This is a genomic window from Actinomadura formosensis NBRC 14204 (assembly GCF_001552155.1).
In the GTDB taxonomy this organism is placed as follows: Bacteria; Actinomycetota; Actinomycetes; order Streptosporangiales; family Streptosporangiaceae; genus Spirillospora; species Spirillospora formosensis.
This window is the reverse complement of the sequence record NZ_BCQQ01000044.1, coordinates 26,007-47,889: the sequence shown is the minus strand read 5'-3', so window position 1 is coordinate 47,889 and position 21,883 is coordinate 26,007. Positions and strand designations below refer to the sequence as shown.

The following is a 21,883-nucleotide window of genomic DNA, read 5'->3' as shown; positions in this document are numbered from 1 at the left end:
GACGCCGGGGGCGGGACGGGCGCCGCGGGCGGGCCGAGGGCCGGGGCCGTGGGCGGCCGGACCGGGGGCTCGGTGGAGGCGTCGTCGAGGTCGAGGAGTTCGACGGCGAGGCGTCCCACCGAGTCGGAGATCGCCGGTGGCAGCCAGTTCTCGCTGCCGAGGTGCGCGGTGCCGCCGTCGAGGGCGAGCAGCCGGCGGCGCACATCGCCCGGAGCGGGGCGCCGGGCGGGGTCTTTGGCCAGGCAGTCCGCCACCAATTCGCGCAGATCACCGCGCAGGTCCGCCAGGTCCGGTTCCTCGTGGATCACCCGGTACAGCAGTGTGGCCGCGCTGACGCCGTCGCCGAAGGGAGCGGTCCCGGTGGCCGCGTAGGCCAGCACCGCGCCGAGGGAGAAGACGTCGGTGGGGGCTCCGGCCTCGCGGCCCTGGGCCTGCTCGGGCGACATGTAACCGGGCGAGCCGAGGATGAGCCCCGACCGCGTGAGTTCCGCCGTGCCGTCCAGGACCCGGGCGATGCCGAAGTCGATCAGCCGGGGGCCGTCCAGGGCCAGCAGGACATTGGACGGTTTGACGTCCCGATGCACCAGCCCCAGGCGGTGGATGGCCGACAGCGCCTCGCACAACCCGACGCCCAGGGCCAGGACGGTCGGTTCCGGCAGGGGGCCGAATTCGCGGACCGCCGAGGACAGGGAGGGGCCGGGAACGAAACCGGTGGCCACCCATGGGCGCGGCCCCTCGGTGTCGGCGGCGAGGACCGGGACCGTCCACGGGCCGCTGACCTGGCGCGCCGCGGTGACCTCCCGCCGGAAGCGGAGCCGGAACTGGTGATCGGCGGCGTACTCGCCGCGCACCATCTTGATCGCGACGTTGCGGCCACCGGCCGTCCGGCCCAGATAGACCTGCCCCATCCCACCGCCGCCCAGCCGCCTGAGCAGCCGATACGAGCCGACCCGACTGGGGTCGTCAGAACGCAACGGATCCATTCCCACCCGCCCGCCATTCCAGCACCCGGCAATCGCCTTCAAAAATCCCATAGACCGCCTGGACGCGTGCACGCAATGGCAGCGTTCACTATGAGCCGATTCCGCCTTCCTCAGGCTCGCCGGTGAAGCGGATGGCCCGGGGGAAGTGGGAGGCCAGGAGGTCCGGGGACTCTTCGCGGCCGTCCAGGACCCGGTTGGTGCGGGTCACGGCCCGCCAGCCGGCGGGGGTGCGGCGCAGCCGCCAGTGGTTGGCGGTGGCGCGGCGCAGGACGAAGCCGTCGGGCCTCTTCACGATCATGAGGGTGTAGCCGACGGCGGTGGCCTCGTCGCCGTCGAGGGTGATGTGGGGCGGGCCGACGACGTGGGCGCAGCCGCCGGTGATCCAGCGCTGGTGGCCGGCGGAGCGGACCATCGCCTCGATCTCGGCCTGGCCGGTCATGAGGAGCTCGTCCACGTCGTAGACGCCGTCCGGCTCCCAGAGGGCGGCGACGCCGGCGGCGCAGCCGCTGTCGACCAGCGGGCCGTAGGAGAGGATCAGCCGGGTGATGTCCCGCTCGTCCTCCAGGGCGCGGAGGCGGTCCTCCAGGGCGGCCAGGCGGGATTCGACGGTCACCGCTTCTCCTCGAAGGTCAGCCCATGGGCGCCGGCCAGGTCGCGCAGCGCGGCCAGCTGGTCGCAGTAGTGCTCGGGGGACGTGGAGGTGAACGTGACGCCCGCGATCGTGGCTCCGGCCTCCCGGAGCCCGGCGAGGGCGTTCCCGGCGGCCTCCGGGGCGCCGAGCGGGTCCAGGGGACGGGACGGGGCCAGCACCACCTCGAAGCCCGGCGGGGTGTCGGCGTCGGCGAGCATCCCGGCCAGCGTCTTCAGCGGGAGGCCGAACGGGACCCAGCCGTCGGCCGTCAGGGCGCGGCGCAGGGAGCGTGCCGAGCGGCCGCCGATCCACAGCGGGACGTGCTCCTGGACGGCGTGCGGCTCCACGACCAGGCCGGAGTAGCCGTAGTGCGCGCCGTGGTACTCCGGCGTCCGGCGGCCCAGCGACGCCCGGAGGGCGGCGAGGGCGTCGTCGGCGCGGGCGCCGCGCCCGGCGAAGGGGGCGCCGAGCAGGTCGAACTCCTCCTCCAGGCTCCCGACGCCGAGCCCGAGCGTGAGCCGGCCGCCGCTGACGCGGTCGAGCGTCCCGTACCGCTTGGCGATCGCGAGCGGGTGGTGGTAGCCGAGCACCAGGACCTGGGTGGCGAGCCGGATGCGGGACGTGCGGGCGGCGAGGTAGCCGAACGTGGCGAGCGGGTCCCAGTAGACGCCGCCGCGCTGCTCGGCCGCCTCGGCGGGGACGGCGACGTGCTCGCTGCAGGTGACGTGGTGGTAGCCGAGCCGGTCGGCGGTCTCGGCGATCCGGGCGATCTCCTCGATTCCGGCGTCCCGCTCCCATGCGGCGTGGCCGGGCGGCGGCTGGGCCACCACCGGCGTGACGATGCCGACACGCATCGTTGCTCCCTTCTTCGGCAGGAAAACGTTCTATCACGGCACCTCGGACGGCCCGGATGCCGGTCTGAGCGTCATAGCCTCCGCTGACCTGGACTTACTTGCCTCTTCCCATAGCACCAAGCGGTTGCTACATTCCAGGTAACAAGAATTCATTTCAGTCATGTTCTGGAGGTGCGATGACCGAGGTGATGACGCACGGGGCAGCGACACCGGAGGCCATGACGGCGATGCCCGCGCGGCGAGAGTCGCCGCCGTCGATGATCGAGCGGATGACGCTGATCCTCGACGCGTTCAACGGGCCGACGGCCCGGCTGACCCTGGAGGACGTCGCGCGCCGCACCCGGCTGCCGCGCTCCACCGCGCACCGCATCCTCGACCAGCTCGTCCGGCAGCGCTGGCTCGCGCACCACTCGTTCGGCTACGGCCTCGGCCAGCGCGCCCTCGGCCTCGGCGGCCAGGACGGCGGACAGGGCAAGATCCGCGAGGCGGCGGCGCCGCTGCTGCACGAACTGCAGGTCACCACCGGGCTCGTCGCCCACCTGGCCGTGCTGGACGGCGCCGAGGTCTTCTACCTGGACAAGCTCGGCGGACGGCTCGCCACGTCCGTCCCGTCCCGGGTCGGCGGGCGCGCCCCGGCGCACTGCACCGCGCTCGGCAAGGCGATGCTGGCATGGCTGGAGCCCGAGCAGGTGGACGCGCTGCTCGGCACCGAGATCACCCGGTTCACCAACCGCACCATCGGCGAGCTGGGCACCCTGCACCAGGAGCTGCACCGCATCCGGCAGCGGCGCGGGCTGGCGTTCGAGCGTGGCGAGTCGTTCCCCGGCATCGCCTGCGTGGCCGCGGCGATCCGCGGCGCGGAGGGGCCGGTCGCCGGCATCTCCCTGGTCGGCGATATCCGCACGCCACTGGAGAACGTCGCGCCGCTGGTGGTCACCGCCGCCCGCGAGACCTCGCAGATCCTCTTCCCCGGGTCGGCGCCGGGCGCCGGGCGCCCGCGGGGCCGGCGCGCCGTCTCCCGGGCGAGCCAGGAGACGACGTGGTCGCCGGAGACGATGAACCGGCTGCTCGCCGTGGACGGACGCGGCGACTGGATGTGAGCGCCGGGCGGACCTCAGCCCCAGCCCCACCGGTCGCCGAGGCCCCACGGGTCCGGGGCGATCGGCGCGTCCGGCTCGCCGACGCCGAACCGGCTGCGGAAGAACACCATCGGACGCCGCCAGGCGCCGTCGCGCACCTCGTGCCGCTCCACCTCCAGGACCCGCCCGATCACGACATCGTGGTCGCCGGCATCGTGCACGTCGTGGACGACCGCGTGGACGGCGAGCAGGACCTCCGGCAGTGTGGGCGTGCCCCACTCCGACACTTCCCAGTCCAGCTCCTCGAACTTCCTGCCCCGGCTGGACCCGAACCGTTCGCACAGGTCGCGCTGCTCCTCGCCCAGCACGTTGACGCAGAACCGCCCGGCCGCGCGGATCCGCGGCCACGACCGGCCGCGCTTGTCCGCGCAGAACAGGATCAGCGGCGGTTCGAGGGACACCGACGCGAACGACTGGCAGGCGAAGCCGACGGGTTCGCCGCCGTCGAGGGCGGTGACCACGGTGACGCCCGTGGCGAACTCCGCCATGGCCTTCCGGAACTCCGCCGGCTCGGGAGCGGCGGCATCGGACGGCGTCACGCCGGTGTCTGCGGTGAGCGCGGGCTCGGCTGGCATCTGTTCACCTCGGGGCTCGGTGCGGGACGCGGTCTGTTCAACGACAACATCTCCCTCAACAATGCCCAATAAGCCGCAATGTCCAGTGAGCAGGGGGACGTTGTGCCGGTCAAGTGACCGGTTCGCCGGAACCGTAGACACGGCCCGGACGCCCGGGTACGCGCCGATCCCGATGAGTGGAAGCGCGTCCCGGACCGGCCCCGCCGAACCCGGATGAGACCCGCGTCCCGCTGATCGGGATGTCCCGGGTGACCTTGTCCCCCCGAAGATTACGTTCCCGTCAAGCCACCGTCGAAGGACTGGGAGATCATGCCTGCGGAGCTGACCTACGAGTCGACGTTGCGCGAGCTCGCCACCGATCGGGGCGTCCTGCGCTACCACGAGGCCGGCGAGGGCCCGCCCCTGCTGATGCTGCACGGGTCCGGCCCCGGCGTCACCGGCTGGCGGAACTTCCGCGGCAACCTCTCCCGGTTCGCCGGGCACTTCCGGTGCCTGGTCCTCGAATTCCCCGGCTTCGGGGTCAGCGACCCGACCGACGAGCACCCGATGATGGCGGCCGGCGGCGCGGCCGTCCGGTTCCTGGACGGCCTGGGCCTGAGCCGGGTCGACGTGATCGGCAACTCGATGGGCGGCATCATCGGGACGCAGGTGGCGCTGCGGCACCCGGACCGCGTCCGGCGGCTGGTCACCATCGGCGGGATCGGGCGGAACGTGTTCAGCCCCGCGCCCGGCGAGGGCATCAGGCTGCTGGCGGAGTTCACCGACGACCCGACCCGCGAGGGCCTGGTCCGGTGGCTGAACTCGATGGTCCACGACCCGCGGACGATCACCGAGGAGATGATCGAGGAGCGCTGGCGGCAGGCCACCGACCCCGACACGCTCGCGAGCGCCCGCCGCATGTACGGATCGAAGGCGATGGCGGCCCGCGCCAAGGCGATGGCGGCCTCCGACGAGCCGCCCTACTGGGCGATGCTCCACAAGCTCAAGGCCAAGACCCTCATCACCTGGGGACGCGACGACCGCGTCAGCCCCGTCGACATGGCGCTGATCCCGATGCGGACGATCCCGGACGTCCAGGTCAGCATCTTCCCGAACTGCGGCCACTGGGTGATGATCGAGCAGAAGGCCGCCTGGGAGAACGCCGTCCTCGCCTTCCTGACCGCCGAGGACGCGAAATGAGCGAAGCGAACCAGGAGGCGCGGGAGGCCGCCGCCTCGCCGGAGGCCCCCATGAGCGACTGGGACCACGAGTACGACCTCGTCATCGTCGGCAGCGGCGGCGGCGGGATGGCGGCGGCGCTGACCGCGCACGACACCGGCATGTCCGCGCTGATCGTCGAGAAGGGCAAGAGGTTCGGCGGCTCCACCGCGATCTCCGGCGGCGGCATCTGGATCCCGAACAACCCGACGCTGAAGGCGCTCGGCCACGACGACAGCCGCGAGTCGATCCGCGCCTACCTCGACCGGCTCACCGAGGGCCGCGTCCCCGCCGCGCGCCTGGACGCCTTCGTCGACAACGGCCCCGCCGCGATGGAACTCATCTGCCGGAGCAGGTGGATGAAGTTCTTCTGGACGAAGGGCTACTCCGACTACCACCCCGAGTACGAGGGCGGGCGCGCGCTCGGCCGGTCCATCGAGGCCAAGCCGTTCGACACCCGCAAGCTCGGCGAGGACGAGCGCTACCAGCGGCCGAACAACCTGAAGGGCCCGCTCGGCCTGTGGATCACCGCGAAGGACTACCACGACCTCGCGATGGCCAAGCGCACCTGGACGGGCCGCCGCGCGTCGCTGGTCGCGGCGTGGCGCGTATCGTCCAACATGATCCGCCGCCGGCACATGGCGACGGGCGGCCGGGCGCTCGCGGCGCGGCTGCGGATGGCGCTCAAGGACGCCGGCGTCCCGCTCTGGCTCAAGACCACCATGACCGAGCTGGTCACGGGCGAGGACGGCCGCGTCATCGGGATCGTCGCCACCCGCGACGGCGAGACCGTGCGCATCCGCGGCCGCAAGGGCGTCCTGCTCGCGACGGGCGGGTTCGACCACAACCAGGAGATGCGCGACAGGTACCTGCCGAAGGGCGGCCAGGAGGACTTCGCCATGGGCGCCCGCGAGAACACCGGCGACGGCATCCGCGCCGGTGAACGCGTCGGCGCGGCCCTGGACCTGATGGACGACGCCTGGTGGATGCCGGCGGTCCGGCACCCGGCCGGGGCGACGATCCCGCTGCTGTCGGAGCGGTGCATCCCGCGGTCGGTGATCGTGTCGCAGGAGGGCAGGCGGTTCACCAACGAGTCGGCGCCGTACGTCAACTTCGTCCACGACCAGCTGGCGGGCGGGCACGTCCCCTGCTGGTTCGTGATGGACGCGAAGGCCCGCGCCCGCTACCCGTTCGCGCAGATCCTGCCGGGCGCGCCGATCCCGAAGGCGTTCTACGACAAGGGCATCGCGTTCAGGGCGGACTCGCTCGCCGAGCTGGCCGGCAAGATCGGCGTCCCGGCGGACGCCCTGTCGGAGACCGTCCAGACGTTCAACGAGTACGCCCGCGCGGCCAAGGACCCCGAGTTCGGTCGCGGCGACTCCGCCTACGACCGCTACTACGGCGACCCCAACCTGAAGAACCCGAACCTCGACGTGATCGACGGCGCCCCGTACTACGCGTTCCGGATGGAGGTCGGCGACCTCGGCACCAAGGGCGGCCTCGTGTCCGACGAGCACGCCCGCGTCCTGCGTGAGGACGGGACGGTCATCGAGGGCCTGTACGTGACGGGCAACTCGGCGGCGTCGGTGATGGGCAACGAGTACGCGGGACCGGGCGCGACGATCGGCCCGTCCATCGTGTTCGGCTACATCGCCGCGCGGCACGCCGCCGGGAAGGCCGCGGGACCCTCATGACGGCGTTGAAGGCGCGGGTGGTGGAGGTCGTCCACGAGACGGCCGACGCCCGCTCGCTCGTCCTCGAACCCGCCGAGGGCGACCGGAGCCGGTTCACCTACCGGCCCGGGCAGTTCCTGACCGTCCGGGTCCCGGTCGAGAACGGCTGGGCGGCGCGCTGCTACTCGCTGTGCAGCTCGCCGCTCACCGACGACCGGCTGAAGGTGACGGTCAAGCGGGTCGCGGGCGGTCTCGGATCCAACTGGATCTGCGACAACGTCACGGCGGGCGACGTGCTGGAGGTGCTGCGCCCGGCGGGCACGTTCACGCCGTCCTCGCTGGACGACGACCTGCTGCTCGTCGCGGGCGGCAGCGGCATCACCCCGGTGATGTCCATCCTGAAGTCGTGCCTGGCGGGCGGGAGCGGCACGGTGACGCTGCTCTACGCCAACCGGGACGAAAGGTCGGTGATCTTCGCGGACGAGCTGCGGGCGCTGACCGAGCGGCACCCCGGCCGGCTCACGGTCGTCCACATCCTGGAGTCGGTGCAGGGCCTTCCGACGCCCGCCGTCCTGCGGTCCCTGGCCGCCCCGTACACCGGGCGGCAGGCGTTCGTGTGCGGGCCGGGGGTCTTCATGGACCTGGTCACCGACACCTTCACCGGCCTCGGCATGCGCGTCCACGTCGAGCGTTTCTTCTCGCTGGAGGGCGACCCGTTCGAGGAGCCCGAGCCCGCCGACGAGCCCGCCGCGGGCGGGGACGCCGGCGAGATCGAGGTCGAGATGGACGGCGAGACCCGCACGGTGCCGTGGCCGAAGTCCGAACTGCTGCTCGACGCGCTGCGGCGCGCCGGCGTCGACGCCCCGTTCTCCTGCCGCGAGGGGTCGTGCGCGGCCTGCGCCTGCGTGGTCGTGGAGGGGGAGGCGGTCATGGACGCCAACACGGTCCTCGACGAGCAGGATCTCGCCGACGGCCTCATCCTCGCCTGTCAGGCGAGGCCGGTCACCGACCGGCTGAAGATCACCTACGACGGCTGAAACACACCACGGGAGACAGGCGATGGCGAACCGCGTGCTTGACACGATCATGGAGCGGGCGGAGCAGATCCGCGAACTCGGCCCGGCCAACGAGTCCCTCGGCCGGCTGGACGACAAGGCCGCGTCGATCCTGCGCGAGTCCGGCGCGATCCGGCTGCTGCAGCCGAAGGAACACGGCGGTCTTGAGGCGCACCCCCGCGAGTTCGCCGAGACGGTGATGGGGACCGCCTCCCTCGACGGCTCCACCGGCTGGATCGCCGGCATCGTCGGCGTCCACCCGTGGGAGATGGCCTACGCGGACCCGAAGGTGCGCCAGGAGGTCTGGGGCGAGGACCCCGACACCTGGATCGCGTCCCCGTACGCGCCCATGGGCATCGCCCGGCCGGTGGACGGCGGCTACATCTTCAACGGCCGCTGGCAGTTCTCGTCCGGCACCGACCACTGCGACTGGATCTTCCTCGGCGGAATGCTGGGCGACGAGGAGGGCAAGATGGCGCAGCCGCCCCGGTCGCTGCACCTGATCCTGCCCCGCTCCGACTACGAGATCGTCGAGGACTCCTGGAACGTCACCGGGCTGAGCGGCACCGGCAGCAAGGACATCATCGTCAAGGACGCCTTCGTCCCGGCGTACCGGACGCTGGAGTACACCAAGGTCGTGGACGGGACCGCGCCGCGCGAGGCCGGGCTGACCAACCCGTCCTACCTGATGCCGTTCTCCTGCGTGTTCCCGCTCGGCATCACCTCCGCGGTGATCGGCATCGCCGAGGGCGCGCTGTACCACCACCTGGCCTACCAGCGGAACCGCGTCCAGATCACCGGCACGAAGATCAAGGACGACCCGTACGTGCTGTACGCGATCAGCGAGGCGGCCGAGGAGATCAAGGCGTCCCGGACGGCGCTGCTCGACAACTGCTCGCGCATGTACGACATGGTCGCCTCCGGGCACGTGCCGACGTTCGCCGAGCGCGCCGCCGGCCGCCGCACCCAGGTGCGCGCGGCGTGGCGGGCGGTGCAGGCGATGACCGAGATCGTGGTCCGGTCCGGCGGCAACGCGATGCGGACCGACAACCCGATCCAGCGGTTCTGGCGGGACGCGCACGTCGGCCTCGCGCACGCGATCCACGTGCCGGGCTCGGTCTACCACGTGTCCGCGCTGACGGACCTGGACATCGAGCCCCCGCAGGGTCCGCTGCGGTCGATGATCTAAACGCTCACTTGCGGCGTGTCGGGGTCATGGGCGCCTTCATGACCCCAACACGCCGCAACTCAACGAAGCAGAAGGGATCGAGGATAGTGACGCAGATCCGAGGGCTGGGTTATCTCAAGGTCCAGACCCGCCACATCGAACGCTGGCGCGAGTTCGCCCTCGACGGGCTCGGGTTCGCCGAGGGCGGCGGCGCCGACCCGGACGGCCTGTACCTGCGCATGGACGAGCGCCGGTCGCGCCTCCAGGTGCTGCCCGGCGACAGCGACCGGGTGCTGGCCGTCGGCTGGGAGGTGCGCGACCAGTACGCGCTCGCCGCCGTCCGCGAGGCCGTCGAGAAGTCCGGGACGGCCGTGACGGCGCTGACCCCCAAGGAGGCGGCCGAACGGGACGCCGAGGAGGTCATCGCCTTCACCGACCCCGGCGGCACCCCCGTCGAGGTGTTCTTCGGCCCGGTGCTCGACCACAGCCCCGTCCGCACCGCCTTCGCGCAGAAGTTCGTCACCGGGCCGCTGGGCATGGGCCACGTCGTCCTGCCGACCCCGAACTTCGCCGAGACCGCCGCGTTCTACAACGAGGTCCTCGGGTTCCTGCCGCGCGGCGCGATGAAGGTCGGCGGCGGTGCGGTGCGGATCCGCTTCATGGGCGTCAACGAGCGGCACCACAGCCTCGCGGTCTGCCCGGCCCCGCACGACGGCGACCCCGGGCTCGTCCACCTGATGGTGGAGGTCGACACCCTGGACGCGGTCGGCATCGCGCTCGACACCGTCAAGGAGAAGGGCTTCTCCATCTCGTCCACGCTGGGCCGGCACACCAACGACAAGATGGTGTCGTTCTACGTCCGGGCGCCCGGCGGCTGGGACATCGAGTACGGCTGCGAGGGCCTGCTCGTGGACGAGACGTACTACACCGCCGAGGAGATCACCAGGGACAGCTACTGGGGTCACGACTGGTCCGGCTCCGAGCCGCTGGCCGCGTTCACCCCGCCCGGGAAGTGATCGAGTGTCCCGTCCTCCAGCCCCCACCCACCACCAATCAATCGACCGAAGGCGTTCTTCCGTCGAGCCGGTGGCGCTGAGCGACATCGGCGAGTTCGACCACGCGTGCGACGTGCTCGTCGTCGGGTTCGGCTGCGCGGGCGCGGCGGCGGCGTTCGAGGCCGCCCGCGCCGGCGCGGACGTCCTGGTGCTGGAGCGGGCGAGCGGCCCCGGCGGCTCGTCCGCGCAGTCCGGCGGCGAGCTGTACCTCGGCGGCGGCACCGAGGTGCAGAAGGCGTGCGGGTTCGACGACGACCCCGACAACATGTACGCCTACCTGGAGGCCGCGCTCGGCCCGAACGCCGACACCGAGAAGATCCGGCTGTACTGCGACGGGAGCGTCGAGCACTTCGCGTGGTTCCGCGAGTGCGGGGTCGAGTTCAACCACAGCCTGCACGACTCGCCGACATGGATGCCCATGTCGGAGGACGGGCTGATGTGGCTGGGGGAGAACTCCTGGCCGTACAACACCCTCGCGCGCCCCGTGCCGCGCGGGCACCGCCCGGCGGCGCGCGGGTTCGGCGGCGGCGTGCTGATGGAGAGGCTGTCGGCCGCCGCGACCGGGGCGGGCGCCGGCACGCACGTCGACACGCAGGCGACGAACCTCGTCCTGGACGAGACCGGCCGGGTCGCCGGTCTGGTGGCGCGCAGGTACGGCAAGCGGGTCACCTACCGGGCCCGGACGGCGGTGGTCCTCACGACCGGCGGATTCGTCGACAACGAGGAGATGCTCGCCCACCACGCCCCGGTGCTGCTCGGGCACGGCAAGGTCAGCGACGGCCTCGACGACGGCTCCGGCATCCGGATGGCGACCGCGACCGGCGCCGCCACCCGCCGCATGTCGGTGGTCGAGATCGCGCTCACCGCGCTGCCCGCGATGGTCTGCCGCGGCATGCTCGTGGACGGCCTCGGCCGCCGCTTCGTCAACGAGGACGTCTACCCCGGCCACTACAGCGTCCACGCCGTCAGGCACCAGCCCGGCCCCTACTGGACGATCATCGACGAGGAGGGGTACGAGTCCGTCGCGGAGGCGGACCGGTGGGGCGTCCTCCCCAAGTACGTCACCGAGACCCTGGCCGAACTGGAGGAGTCGCTCGGCATGCCCCCCGGCGCCCTGGAGACCACGGTCGAGACGTACAACCGGCACGCGGAGAAGGGCGAGGACCCCTACTTCCACAAGGACGCCAAGTGGCTGCGTCCGCTGAAGTCCCCGTTCGCGGCGATCGACCCGGCCGCGGGCTTCTTCGGCGGCGGCGCCGGGCAGGGCACCGGCGCGGCCGGGTTCACGCTCGGCGGGCTGCACACGTCCGTGGACGGCGAGGTCCTGAACCACTCGGGCGACCCGGTGCCCGGCCTGTACGCGGCCGGCCGCGCGGCGTCCGGGATGCACGGCGAGGGCTACGTCAGCGGGACGTCCCTCGGCGACGGCACGTTCTTCGGCCGCCGCGCCGGACGCGCCGCCGCACGCGGGAAGGGATCGGAGTGAAGTACGCCGTCCTGCTCCCCGTGGCCGCGGGCGTCACCGCCGATCCGGCGTGGATCGGCGGGTACGTCCGGCACGCCGAGGCGTGCGGCTTCGAGTCGGTCGGCGCGGTCGAGCACGCGGTGGTGGCGAGCGGCTACGCCAGCGTCTACCCCTACGACGCGTCGGGCCGCATGGAACTGGCCGACGACCTGGACATCCCCGACCCGCTCGACCTGCTGGCGTTCCTCGCCGGCCGGACGTCCCGGATCGGCCTGGCCACCGGCGTGCTCGTCCTGCCCAACCACCATCCGGTGGTGCTCGCCAAGCGGCTCGCCACGATCGACGCGCTGTCCGGCGGGCGGCTGCGGCTCGTCGTCGGCATGGGCTGGATGCGCGAGGAGATCGAGGCGTGCGGCGCCGACTTCGGCTCGCGCGGCCGCCGCGGCGACGAGCAGCTCCAGGTGCTCCGCAAGCTGTGGGCCGACACCGCCCCCGAGGGCGCCGCCCACGACGGGGAGTTCTTCCGGTTCAAGGGCGCGATGAGCTACCCGAAACCCGTCCAGGAGGGCGGGGTGCCGATCCACGTCGGCGGCCACACCAGGGCCGCCGCCCGCCGCGCCGGCCGCTACGGCGACGGCCTCCAGCCGCTCGGCGTGGCCGGTGACGAGCTCCGGTCGCTGGTCGCGCTGATGCGGGAGGAGGCGGACGGGAACGGCCGCGACCCGGACGCGCTCGAACTCACCCTCGGCCACTCCCTCTCCGCGGTCACACCGGAGAAGGCGGAGAAACTGCGGACCCTCGGCGCGGACCGTCTCGTCCTGCGCGGAAAGCCGACGAAGGACCTGAACGAGGCGAAGGACGAACTCTCGGCGTGCGCCGAGCGCCTGGGCCTGCCATGACGCTCGGAACGGGCGACCGGGTCGCACTGCTCGACCTCGTCGCCCGGTACGCGCTGTACGCCGACCGCCGCGACCTGCCCGCCCTCGCCGGGCTGTTCACCGCCGACGCCGTCCTCGTCCTGCCGGACGCGCCCCGAGAGCTGCACCCGGCGCGGACCTTCACCGGACGGGACGAGATCGCCGGCGCGCTGTCGTCCCTCAACGGAATCCCGCTCACCTTCCACGAGCTCGCAGGGCAGGTCCTCGACGCCGCCGGCCCGGACGCGGCGACGGGGCACATCGCCTGCGTCGCCCACCACCTCACCGAACGCGAGCCCGGCAAGCCGTCCGACCTGGCCTGGCACCTGCGCTACACCGACACCTACCGGCGCTCGGCCGGCGGCTGGCGGTTCGCGAGCCGCGCCCTCCAGATCGACTTCATCGAGACCCGCCCCGTCCGGAGGTGGCGCGATGCCTGACAAGGGAGTGCCATGCCAGCGCTGCACGACGACCGTCCCGCCCACGAGGTCACGTTCGCCGAACTGGTCGCGGCCCGCGCCGATGACGACCGGACGGCCCTGTGCTTCGAGGACTCCTCCTGGACGTGGCGCGAGGTCATCGCCGAGGCCCGCCGCCGGGCGACCCTGGCCCGAGCGGCCGGCGGCCACGTGGGACTCTTCCTGGAGAACGGCCCGGAGCACCTCTTCTGGCTCCTGGGGGCGGCCCTCGCCGGCGTCCCGGTCGTCGAACTGAACCCGACCCGCCGGGGCGCCGAACTGGCCCGCGACATCACCCACACCGACTGCGCCCTGCTGGTCACCGAGACCTCGCGTACGCCGCTGCTCGAAGGGCTGGCGGACGTCCCGTCCCTGACCGTCGACACCCCCGCCCACACCGAACGCCCGGCCGCCGTCGAAGCCGCCGGCCTCCCCCGGGTCGGGCCGGAGACGATCTTCTCCCTGGTGTTCACGTCGGGCACGACATCGGCCCCCAAGGCGGTCGTCTGCTCCCAGGGGCGGCTGGGCCGGATCGCCGTCCAGCAGCGCGACCGCCGCGGCCTCACCCGTGACGACGTGTTCTACGTCGTCATGCCGATGTTCCACTCGAACGCCCTGATGGCCGGAATCGCGCCCGCCGTCGCGACGGGCGGCCGCATCGCGCTCCGCCGCAAGTTCTCGGCCTCGGGCTTCCTCCCGGACGTCCGCCGCTACGGCGTGACGTTCTTCAACTACGTCGGCAAGCCCCTCAGCTACGTCCTGGCCGTCCCGGAGAAGCCGGACGACGCCGACAACCCGCTCCGCATCGCCTTCGGCAACGAGGCGAACGAGCGTGACATCCACGAGTTCGCCCGCCGCTTCGGCTGCACCGTCATCGACTCGTACGGCTCCAGCGAAGGCGAGATCCGGCTCAACCGCGTCCCGGGCACGCCCCCCGGTTCCCTGGGCGTGGCCGAAGCCGGCACGGTCGTCATCGACCCGGAAACCCTCCAGGAGTGCCCCCGCGCCAAGTTTGACGAGAACGGCGCGCTGCTCAACGCCGAGGAGGCCATAGGCGAGATCGTCGACACCATGGGCGCCGCCAAATTCGAGGGCTACTACAACAACCCGGAGGCGACGGCGAAACGCGTCCGCAACGGCTGGACGTGGTCGGGCGACCTCGCCTACCGCGACGAGGCCGGCTACTGGTACTTCGCCGGCCGCAACGACGACTGGCTGCGCGTGGACGGCGAGAACTTCGCCGCGGCCCCCGTGGAACGCCTCCTGGCCCGCTACGAACCCTTCACGGACGTGGCCGTCTACGCCGTCCCGGACGACCACGTGGGCGACCAGGTGATGGCGGCCGTGACCATGGCGCCGAGCCGGACCTTCGACCCCGCCGACTTCACCGCGTTCCTCAAGGCCCAGCCCGACCTGGGCACAAAGTGGACGCCCCGCTACATCCGCCTGGTCGAGGAACTACCCCGCACCCCCACCAACAAGGTCATCAAACGAACCCTCCGCGAAACCGCCCACCACACCCCGGACCCCATCTACGAACACCACGCCGGCACCTACACCCTCCGCACCCCCTGATCGTCCGCACCACCGGGTGTGATCAAGCCTCGCGGACGGCCAGGTCGAAGGGCTGCACCCGGGCCGCCCTCACCCGGACCCGGACCTCCCCGGGGCCGGGCTCCGGTGTCGGAACGTCCAGGACCTGGAGAACCTCCGGTCCACCCGGCTCATCGAATCCCGCGTCCCGCATGATCGACCCCTTCGTCGTCGGTCATGCGGGACGCCAGGGCCTCAACCGAACTTGAGGTCAAGCTCAGCCGTCCGGGGTCGGCTGCGGGTCGTTCTTGACCGGGGTGACCAGGAGGCCGACCGAATCGGAGCTCCGCATCCACGCGCCGGTGACGCGGCGGCCGTCGGCCGGACGCCAGGACTCGGGCGGGTTCCACCCCCCGCCCGACCCGTCGGGCTTGAACTCGCCGAGGAAGAAGGCCCAGGTCAGGTTCCTGCTCCGCAGGTCCGCGAGCGCCTGGCCGACGGTCCGGCCGGTGAGGTGGAGGCTCGCCGGGCGGTCGCCCCGCGCCGGAGTGGCGTCCTGGTAGATCTCGCCGGGGCGGGCCTTGCGGCCGATGACGATGTCGGCTCCCGCCAGGCGGAACAGCGCGCCGCCGAGCCGGACCTTCAGCGGGCAGGCCGCCTGGCCGGGCGGGCATTGCAGGACGGTGGTCTCCGTGCCGGTCACCCCGCCGGGCGGGATCTGGCCCTCGCGGGTCGCGTGCAGCGAACCGGTCCGGATCACGGTGCGTTCGCGGCCCGGGGACACCGGGACGATGCTGAGCCTGGCGTCGAGGCCGACCTTCGCGAACGCCTCCCGGAACTCGCGCTGGCCGGCGTAGGCGTCCTTGACCTCCACCTCGTATTCGCCGCCCTTGACCTCGACCCGCACGGCGGCGTTGGCGTAGCTGCGCAGCGGGCCCGAGTCCTGGACGGGCAGTACGAACACGGCCGCGGCCGCGACGCCGGCGGCGGCCACCGCGCCGATCGCGAGGCGGGGGACGCGGCGGTGGCGGCGAGGTGCGAGGGCGGTGACGCCGGCGAGCAGCTCCCGCCCGGCCGGGCCGGACGGCTCGCTCGTGATGTCGTCGTCGTGCACGGGGTTCAGGCCCGCGACGAGGTCGTCGATCATGTCGCACTCCTCTGCAGGGCGGGCGTGACCTGCCCGGGACGGTCGATGCCGGCGGCCCGCAGGGCGCGGGCGAAGCGGCGGCGGGCGCGGTGCAGCCGGATGCTCACCGCGTTGCGGGAGCAGCCGAGCACCGTGGCGATCTCGGCGACGGACAGGCCCTCCCAGGCGACGAGGGCGAGCAGTTCCCGGTCGCGGCCGGGCAGGGCGCGGAAGACGTCCGCCACGGGTGTCTCGTCCCGTGCCGGGGTGATCGACGCGAGTTCGGCGCGCAGTGCCGCCGTCTTCAGCGAGTGGCGCAGCACGCCGCGCCGGTGGTTGGCGAGGACGCGGCGCGCCACCCCGTACAGCCACAGCCGGGCCTCGTCGCCCGCGGGCATGTCGGCGGCGCGCCGCCAGGCGGTCGCGAAGGTCTCGGCGACGACGTCGGCGGCGTCCTCGGGGGTGTCGCAGCGGCGCAGCGCGTAGCCGAGCAGCGGTTTGTAGGTCGCGGCGTAGACGGCCGCGAACTCGTCCTCATCCATCATCGGGGATCCTTGGCATGTGGCCTCCTGGAGTCGGTGGTCACCTGCTCATGTCGGGACGTCCCCGAATCTTTCACCCCGTCCGCGCCGCCGCCTCTACCAGGCACGCGCCGGGGGCGTCAGGACGGCTTGGGCAGCATTCTCCGCATGGCGGCGTGCGCGCCGGCGACCAGGCGGTCGCGGGGGAAGCCCGCGCGTTTCCGCGCCATCTCGTAGTTGCCGCCCGCGACCCAGACCGGGCCGTCCTTCAGGTGCTCAAGGCCCTCGCGGGCGATGTCGTCGGGTTCGGCGACGTTGAGGCCCGGCATGTCCATGTTGAGGCCGGCGCGTTCCATTGCCGGGGTGCGGGTCACGCCGAGGACGAGTTCCAGCACGTCCACCCCGTGCTCGCGGAGCTCCAGCCAGAGCCCTTCGGCGAAGATCCGGCCGAACGCCTTGACGGCCGAGTAGATGCTGATCTGCGGCTGGCCCATGTAGCCGGCGAGCGAGCCGACCAGCAGGATGCCGCCGCGGCCGCGCTCCTTCATCAGCCCGCCGAAGTGGTGCGTGAAGGCCAGCTGCGCGGTGATGTTGAGGTCGATGACGCCCTGGAAGCGCTCCAGGTCGCCGGTGACGAACTCGTGGCCGTAGCTGTTCGCGCCCGCATTGAAGATCAGCAGGCCGACGTCCAGGCCGTCGGTGAGCTCGCGGACCTTCTTCAGCGGGTCGGGGGAGACCAGGTCCAGTTCCAGGGTCCGGACCCGCACCCCCTTCGCCCGGACGGCCGCCGCGGTCTCCGCCAGCGGGCCGGGCTTGCGGGCGATCAGCACCAGGTTCAGGCCCGCGTCGGCGAGCCGGTGGGCGAAGGCGGCGCCGACCCCCTCCGAGCCGCCCGCGATGACGGCCCACGGGCCGTATTCGTCGATCATTGTTCTCCGTCCAGGTCCGGGGTCCAGGCGACGCCGTTGATGTGCGCGCCGCCGTCCACGAACAGGGTGTTTCCGGTCAGGTAGCGGGCGCCCTCGGACGCCAGGAACACCGCCACCGGTGCGATGTCGGTCTCCGGGTCGCCGAGGCGGCCCATCGGGTTGGCGCGGTCGGCGGCGGCCTCGATCTCCGGATGCCCGGCCGCCATCCGCCGGAACGCGGCGCTCTTGGCCCCCGGGCAGATCGCGTTGACGACGACACCCGCCGGCGCCCATTCGCGGGCGGCCGTGCGGGTCAGCGTCCGCAGCGCCTCCTTGGCCGAGTTGTACTCCAGGGTCCCCATGTGGGCGTTGACCCCGTTCAGCGAGCACATGTTGATGACGCGTCCCCACCCGCGCGCCTTCATGTGGGGAAACGCCGCCCGCATCGCCCAGAACGGGCCGTAGTAGCCCATGGCGAAGCCGCGGGCGAGCTGGTCGTCGGTCTTGGTCTCGACGCGGCTCACCGTCCCGGCGCCCCAGGCGTTGTTGACCAGGACGTCCACCGACCCCCACGTCTCGACGGCCGCCGCGACCATGCCCAGAACCTGCGTTCTGTCGGTGACGTCGGTCTGGACGAACAGGGCCTCCGCCCCGAACTCGTCGGCCAGTTCCCGTGCCGTCCGGGCACCGCCGTCCGGATCCAGCTCCGCCACCAGGACGCGGGCGCCCTCGGCGGCGAAGCGGCGGGCGACGCCTCGTCCGATACCGTCGCCCGCGCCGGTCACGACCGCGACCCGCCCGGCGAGCTCACCCATCGACGACCTTGAGGGCGCCGGTGAGCGCCGCCTCCTGGATCGCCGAGCGCAGCGCCGGGCAGGTCTCGTGCGGGTCCTCGTCGAGGTTCACGCACGCGGCCCGCGCGGCGGCGCTCCACTGGATGCTCGTCTGCTCCCAGCTCGACTTGCGTACCAGTACCCCGGCGGCGCAGCGGCGGCAGGAGACGGGCACCAGCGGACCGTCCAGGAGGCGTTCGTCCTGGCGGGAGGTCACGCCGAGGCCCCCTCGGCCTCCCGGCGCGCGAGGTTCTCGGCGACCTCCTTCTCCCACGACTCGACCGGGCGGGTCGTGTCGATCTCGTACTCGAAGCGGTCCGTCATCTCCGGCTTGACGTCGGCGGCGTTCACGTAGAACTGCTCGTACCAGCGGCGCAGCTGGTAGACGGGCCCGTCCTCCTCGCACAGCAGCGGGTTGTCGATGCGGGTCTTGTTCCGCCAGATCTCGATGTCCTGCTCGAAACCGGCCAGGATGAAGTCCGACAGCTTCTGCGCGGTCGCCTCCGCCGCCTCGGGCGGCAGCGCGTCGCTGTGCTGGACGATGATGCCCGAGTGCAGCGAGAAGGACTTCTCGTCGATCGGGTAGTGGCAGTTGATCAGGATGGAGCTGAGGTCGTACCCCTCGTAGTGGTACGTCAGCTCGTCGATCATGAAGGAGGGGCCGTGGTAGGCCGCGACGGAGGTGTTGCCGAGCATCCGCGGCCCGCCCCCGCTACCCTCCCGCTGCTGGCGGGCGTCCTCCCGGCTCCGGCCCTTCATGATCTGCGTGGCGGTGTGGCCCTCGAAGATGTTCTTGAAGTACGTCGGGAACGACTTGTGGATGTAGAAGAAGTGCGCCATGTCGACGATGTTGTCCATGACCTCGCGCGCGTTGGTGTGGACGACCGTCTCCGTCCAGCGCCAGTCGGTCCAGTCGTCGCGGGTCGCGCCCTCGATCTGCGGGATCGTCACGTCCGCCGGCGGCTTGTTGCCCTCCGGGTCGTTCCAGACGAACAGCAGTTTGTCCTGCTCCAGCGTCGGCCACGCGGAGGTGCGGGCGCGCAGCGGGACGCGGCGCGAGTACGGGATCGACTTGCAGCGCCCGTCGCCGCCCCAGCGCCAGTCGTGGAACGGGCAGGCGATCTCGTTGCCCTTGACCGTGCCCTGGGACAGGTCGCCGCCCATGTGCCGGCAGTAGGCGTCCAGGACGTTCGTCTTCCCGTCCGCGCCAGTGAAGACCACGAGCTTCTGCCCGAACGCGTGGACGGTGTGGGGCTTGCCGTCCTTGAACTTGTCGGCGAGCCCGAGACAGTGCCATCCCCGGGCGAAACGGCGGGAGATCGCCTCCGCCTCGATGGCGCGGACGGCGTCCGACTCGGTTGCGGTCACGTGGATCATCCCTTCGGCGATGGATGGGTGATTCGAACGTTAGGACGCAGGTCACCGTCCCGACCGGCGAGTCCCGGTGGCCGGGACGCGGGGGTCCGCGGCGATACGCGAGCATGGTCTCCTGCAAAGGCCGCAATAGGAAAGGGAGGGCGGGGATGAGCGGGAGTGAAGAGGTCCTGGACGCCGTGCGCGGGTTGCTGCCGGGGATCGCGGAGCGGGCCCGGTCCGTGGACGAGAAGGGGCGCATTCCCGCCGAGACGATGCGGGAGCTGACGGCCGCCGGGGTGTTCCGGATGCTGCAGCCCACCCGGTACGGCGGCGCCGAGACCGACCCGGTCGCCTTCTACGAGGTGGTCCGGGAGATCTCCGGGGCCTGCGGCTCGACCGGCTGGGTCGCCGCGATCCTCGGCGTCCACTCCTGGCATCTCGGCCTGTTCGCGGACGAGGCGCAGCGCGAGGTGTGGGGGGCCGGCCCGGACACGCTCATCTCCTCGTCCTACGCGCCGATCGGCCGGCTGACCCCGGTCGACGGCGGCTACGAGGTGACGGGACGCTGGTCGTTCTCGTCCGGTGTCGAGTTCGCCTCCTGGGCCCTTCTCGGCGCGCTCGTCGTCGGCGCGGAGGGACGCCCGGTCGACTTCATGACGGTGCTGGTCCCCAGGCAGGACTTCGAGGTCCGCGAGGTGTGGGACTCGATGGGCCTGCGCGGCACCGCCAGCGACGACATCGTCGTGGAGAAGGCGTTCGTCCCGTCCCACCGGGCGATGCGCAACTTCGAGCAGGCGCAGCTCCGCAACCCCGGCCGCAAGGTCAACACCGGCCCGCTGTACCGGATGCCGTTCGGGACGATCTTCACCAGCACCGTCACCGCCAGCGTGATCGGGATGGCGGCCGGCTGCCACGCGATGTACGTGGCGAAGATGCGCGACCGGATCCGGCTGAGCCTCGGCGGCGGCCGGTTCGTCGAGGACCCGCACGCCCAGGTCGCCGTGGCCCGCGCCGCGTCCGAGATCGACGCCGCGATCCTGCAGACGGACCGGAACATCCGGGAGATCTACGAGTACGCGGCGCGCAACGAGAAGATCCCGATGGAACTGCGGCTGCGCGCCCGCCGCGACCAGGTCCGCGGCACCGAGCGCGCCATCCAGGCGATCGACATCCTGTTCAAGACCGCCGGCGGGAACTCCCTGCACCGCGGCAACGTCATCGAGCGTGCCTGGCGCGACGCCCACGCCGGCAGCGTCCACGTGGCGAACGACGTCGAACACGCCCTCTCCATGTGGGGCCGGGGCGTGTTCGGCCTCAAGGTCGAAGACAACCTGGTGTGACCACGGCGCACGCCGCCGCCGGCGGCGGCGTGCGCCGTGCGCCCGTCAGGAATCGGTGCGCGCCATGTGGTGGTAGTGGTGGAGATGGCGGAGCGCCCGCAGGAACGCCCGCGCGTGCGCGGCCTCGTCCCCGGCGATCTCCGTGAAGAGCTCCGCTGCCTTGCAGTCGCCCTCGGCCCGGGCGACGCGTGCGAACTCGGGATACATCGTCGTGGCCTCGTAGGTCTCGCCGGCGATGCTTCTGCGCAGGTTGTCCGCGGTGCGGTGGACGAGCCCGGCGAGGACGGCCTCCCCGGCGAAGTGCTCGGTCAGCTCCACCGCGGCGGCGCGCTGGAACAGCCGCGCCAGCTCCGGGCTGCGGGCCTCGGCGTGCTCGGCGTAGAGCGTGTACTTGGCGTTCGCGAACGCCTCGCCGCGCATGGCGGTTTCGAGGTTGCGGAGCGTCCTCGCCGAACGCACCTTCGGCTTGCCCGCGGGGACCTCGACGGGTTCGGGAGCGAATCCCTCGGGGATGCGCCCGCGGTGGTAGGTGATGGCGTACAGCGCCTTCTCGAACTGGCGGGCGTGCCGCTTCTCGTCGCGGGCGATCTCCATGAACAGGCGGGCGGCGTTGTAGTCCTTGTCCTGCCACGCCTCCCTGGCGAACCGCGGGTACATGTACGTCGCCTCTTCCCGCTCGCCCCTGATGCTCTCGCGCAGGTTGGCCGCGTCGCCGCGGACGAAGTGGATGAGGCCCGCCTCGCCGGTGAAGTGGTCGTGGAGTTCGGTGTGCGCGGTCTTCGCGAACAGGACCCGCACCTTGCCCAGACCCTCGCGCCCGGCCTGCTGGGCGTAGAAGTGGTAGCTCGCGTGCGCCATGGCCTCACCGTGCATCGCGGTGAGCGTGTTGCGCCGGGTCTTGGTGGGGGTCTCTTCTCCCGCGGACGCGGCCGGCACTAACGTCCCGATCAGCATCGCCGTTGTGCAGGCGAGGCCGGCGCAGGTTCGGGTGAACCTTGCTGCGGTCATCTTCTCTTCCTCCTCGATTGCCCGGCAGACACCAGGACTGTATGTCACTCCATGCAGTTGATCAGCTACTACATGTAGTGATCCCTGG

At 72.0% G+C, this 21,883-nt stretch carries 23 protein-coding genes; 11 read left to right on the top strand and 12 right to left on the bottom strand.

The annotated features are described in order from the left end of the window. The 3 genes from AF1_RS14360 to AF1_RS14350 form a co-directional block, all read right to left on the bottom strand. A partial coding sequence (locus AF1_RS14360) for a serine/threonine-protein kinase (RefSeq protein WP_217999821.1) occupies positions 1–908 on the bottom strand: 908 nt, incomplete at its 3' end. 163 nt (positions 909–1,071) lie between these two features. Beyond that, positions 1,072–1,596: a nuclear transport factor 2 family protein gene (locus AF1_RS14355; RefSeq protein WP_067798096.1), complete on the bottom strand. Its 525-nt coding sequence runs from the start codon at positions 1,594–1,596 to the stop codon at positions 1,072–1,074. After that, the gene (locus AF1_RS14350; RefSeq protein ID WP_067798093.1) at positions 1,593–2,468 is read right to left on the bottom strand and encodes a TIGR03619 family F420-dependent LLM class oxidoreductase; all 876 of its coding nucleotides are present in this window, start codon (positions 2,466–2,468) and stop codon (positions 1,593–1,595) included. The genes AF1_RS14355 and AF1_RS14350 overlap by 4 nt, the downstream gene beginning before the upstream one ends. Before the next feature lie 176 nt (positions 2,469–2,644). On the opposite strand from AF1_RS14350, the gene AF1_RS14345 reads away from it, so the two are divergent. Further along, positions 2,645–3,568, top strand: a complete 924-nt coding sequence (locus tag AF1_RS14345) for an IclR family transcriptional regulator (RefSeq protein ID WP_067798090.1) — start codon at positions 2,645–2,647, stop codon at positions 3,566–3,568. A gap of 14 nt (positions 3,569–3,582) precedes the next feature. Here AF1_RS14345 and AF1_RS14340 read toward each other — a convergent pair whose 3' ends face one another. Next, positions 3,583–4,182, bottom strand: coding sequence for a flavin reductase family protein (locus AF1_RS14340; RefSeq protein ID WP_067798087.1), 600 nt, complete (start codon positions 4,180–4,182; stop codon positions 3,583–3,585). Positions 4,183–4,491: 309 nt separating this feature from the next. Between AF1_RS14340 and AF1_RS14335 the strand changes: the two genes are divergently transcribed. From AF1_RS14335 to AF1_RS14295, 9 genes are all read left to right on the top strand, one after another. Continuing rightward, complete coding sequence (locus tag AF1_RS14335) at positions 4,492–5,361, top strand: alpha/beta fold hydrolase (RefSeq protein WP_067798085.1); 870 nt, start codon at positions 4,492–4,494, stop codon at positions 5,359–5,361. After that, positions 5,358–7,073 (top strand): FAD-binding protein, encoded by a 1,716-nt coding sequence (locus tag AF1_RS14330; protein ID WP_242608838.1) that lies wholly within the window; start codon positions 5,358–5,360, stop codon positions 7,071–7,073. Before AF1_RS14335 ends, AF1_RS14330 begins: the two co-directional genes overlap by 4 nt. Next, the gene (locus tag AF1_RS14325; RefSeq protein WP_067798083.1) at positions 7,070–8,089 is read left to right on the top strand and encodes a ferredoxin--NADP reductase; all 1,020 of its coding nucleotides are present in this window, start codon (positions 7,070–7,072) and stop codon (positions 8,087–8,089) included. The genes AF1_RS14330 and AF1_RS14325 overlap by 4 nt, the downstream gene beginning before the upstream one ends. Positions 8,090–8,111: 22 nt before the next feature. Beyond that, on the top strand, positions 8,112–9,296 hold the full coding sequence (locus AF1_RS14320; RefSeq protein WP_067798080.1) for an acyl-CoA dehydrogenase family protein: 1,185 nt from the start codon (positions 8,112–8,114) through the stop codon (positions 9,294–9,296). An 86-nt stretch (positions 9,297–9,382) separates the two neighbouring features. After that, a complete protein-coding gene (locus AF1_RS14315) occupies positions 9,383–10,291 on the top strand; it encodes a VOC family protein (RefSeq protein ID WP_067798077.1) in 909 nt (302 codons plus the stop codon). Positions 10,292–10,295: 4 nt separating this feature from the next. Further along, positions 10,296–11,816 carry an FAD-dependent oxidoreductase gene (locus AF1_RS14310; RefSeq protein ID WP_255218805.1) on the top strand — a complete coding sequence of 507 codons (1,521 nt, stop codon included), beginning with the start codon at positions 10,296–10,298 and terminating at the stop codon, positions 11,814–11,816. Next, positions 11,813–12,694 (top strand): LLM class F420-dependent oxidoreductase, encoded by an 882-nt coding sequence (locus AF1_RS14305; protein WP_067798074.1) that lies wholly within the window; start codon positions 11,813–11,815, stop codon positions 12,692–12,694. The genes AF1_RS14310 and AF1_RS14305 overlap by 4 nt, the downstream gene beginning before the upstream one ends. Next, a complete protein-coding gene (locus AF1_RS14300; RefSeq protein ID WP_067798071.1) occupies positions 12,691–13,152 on the top strand; it encodes a nuclear transport factor 2 family protein in 462 nt (153 codons plus the stop codon). The genes AF1_RS14305 and AF1_RS14300 overlap by 4 nt, the downstream gene beginning before the upstream one ends. 12 nt (positions 13,153–13,164) lie before the next feature. Then, positions 13,165–14,745, top strand: coding sequence for an AMP-binding protein (locus AF1_RS14295; RefSeq protein ID WP_067798068.1), 1,581 nt, complete (start codon positions 13,165–13,167; stop codon positions 14,743–14,745). Between the two features lie 22 nt (positions 14,746–14,767). Here AF1_RS14295 and AF1_RS34350 read toward each other — a convergent pair whose 3' ends face one another. The 7 genes from AF1_RS34350 to AF1_RS14265 form a co-directional block, all read right to left on the bottom strand. After that, complete coding sequence (locus tag AF1_RS34350) at positions 14,768–14,917, bottom strand: hypothetical protein (RefSeq protein WP_275938306.1); 150 nt, start codon at positions 14,915–14,917, stop codon at positions 14,768–14,770. A gap of 63 nt (positions 14,918–14,980) precedes the next feature. Then, positions 14,981–15,850 carry a hypothetical protein gene (locus AF1_RS14290; RefSeq protein WP_067798065.1) on the bottom strand — a complete coding sequence of 290 codons (870 nt, stop codon included), beginning with the start codon at positions 15,848–15,850 and terminating at the stop codon, positions 14,981–14,983. After that, positions 15,847–16,374, bottom strand: a complete 528-nt coding sequence (locus AF1_RS14285) for an RNA polymerase sigma factor (RefSeq protein WP_306303164.1) — start codon at positions 16,372–16,374, stop codon at positions 15,847–15,849. The genes AF1_RS14290 and AF1_RS14285 overlap by 4 nt, the downstream gene beginning before the upstream one ends. Before the next feature lie 116 nt (positions 16,375–16,490). Then, positions 16,491–17,279, bottom strand: a complete 789-nt coding sequence (locus tag AF1_RS14280) for an SDR family NAD(P)-dependent oxidoreductase (protein ID WP_067798062.1) — start codon at positions 17,277–17,279, stop codon at positions 16,491–16,493. Beyond that, positions 17,276–18,073: an SDR family NAD(P)-dependent oxidoreductase gene (locus AF1_RS14275; protein WP_067798059.1), complete on the bottom strand. Its 798-nt coding sequence runs from the start codon at positions 18,071–18,073 to the stop codon at positions 17,276–17,278. The genes AF1_RS14280 and AF1_RS14275 overlap by 4 nt, the downstream gene beginning before the upstream one ends. Next, positions 18,066–18,308 (bottom strand): ferredoxin, encoded by a 243-nt coding sequence (locus AF1_RS14270; RefSeq protein WP_067798056.1) that lies wholly within the window; start codon positions 18,306–18,308, stop codon positions 18,066–18,068. The genes AF1_RS14275 and AF1_RS14270 overlap by 8 nt, the downstream gene beginning before the upstream one ends. Beyond that, on the bottom strand, positions 18,305–19,468 hold the full coding sequence (locus AF1_RS14265; RefSeq protein WP_067798053.1) for a Rieske 2Fe-2S domain-containing protein: 1,164 nt from the start codon (positions 19,466–19,468) through the stop codon (positions 18,305–18,307). Before AF1_RS14265 ends, AF1_RS14270 begins: the two co-directional genes overlap by 4 nt. A 146-nt stretch (positions 19,469–19,614) precedes the next feature. Between AF1_RS14265 and hsaA the strand changes: the two genes are divergently transcribed. Next, positions 19,615–20,787: a 3-hydroxy-9,10-secoandrosta-1,3,5(10)-triene-9,17-dione monooxygenase oxygenase subunit gene (hsaA, locus tag AF1_RS14260; RefSeq protein ID WP_067798051.1), complete on the top strand. Its 1,173-nt coding sequence runs from the start codon at positions 19,615–19,617 to the stop codon at positions 20,785–20,787. A 45-nt stretch (positions 20,788–20,832) separates the two neighbouring features. On the opposite strand, the gene AF1_RS14255 is transcribed toward hsaA, so the two are convergent. Beyond that, positions 20,833–21,795 (bottom strand): ferritin family protein, encoded by a 963-nt coding sequence (locus AF1_RS14255; protein WP_207394064.1) that lies wholly within the window; start codon positions 21,793–21,795, stop codon positions 20,833–20,835. Positions 21,796–21,883: the final 88 nt, after the last annotated feature.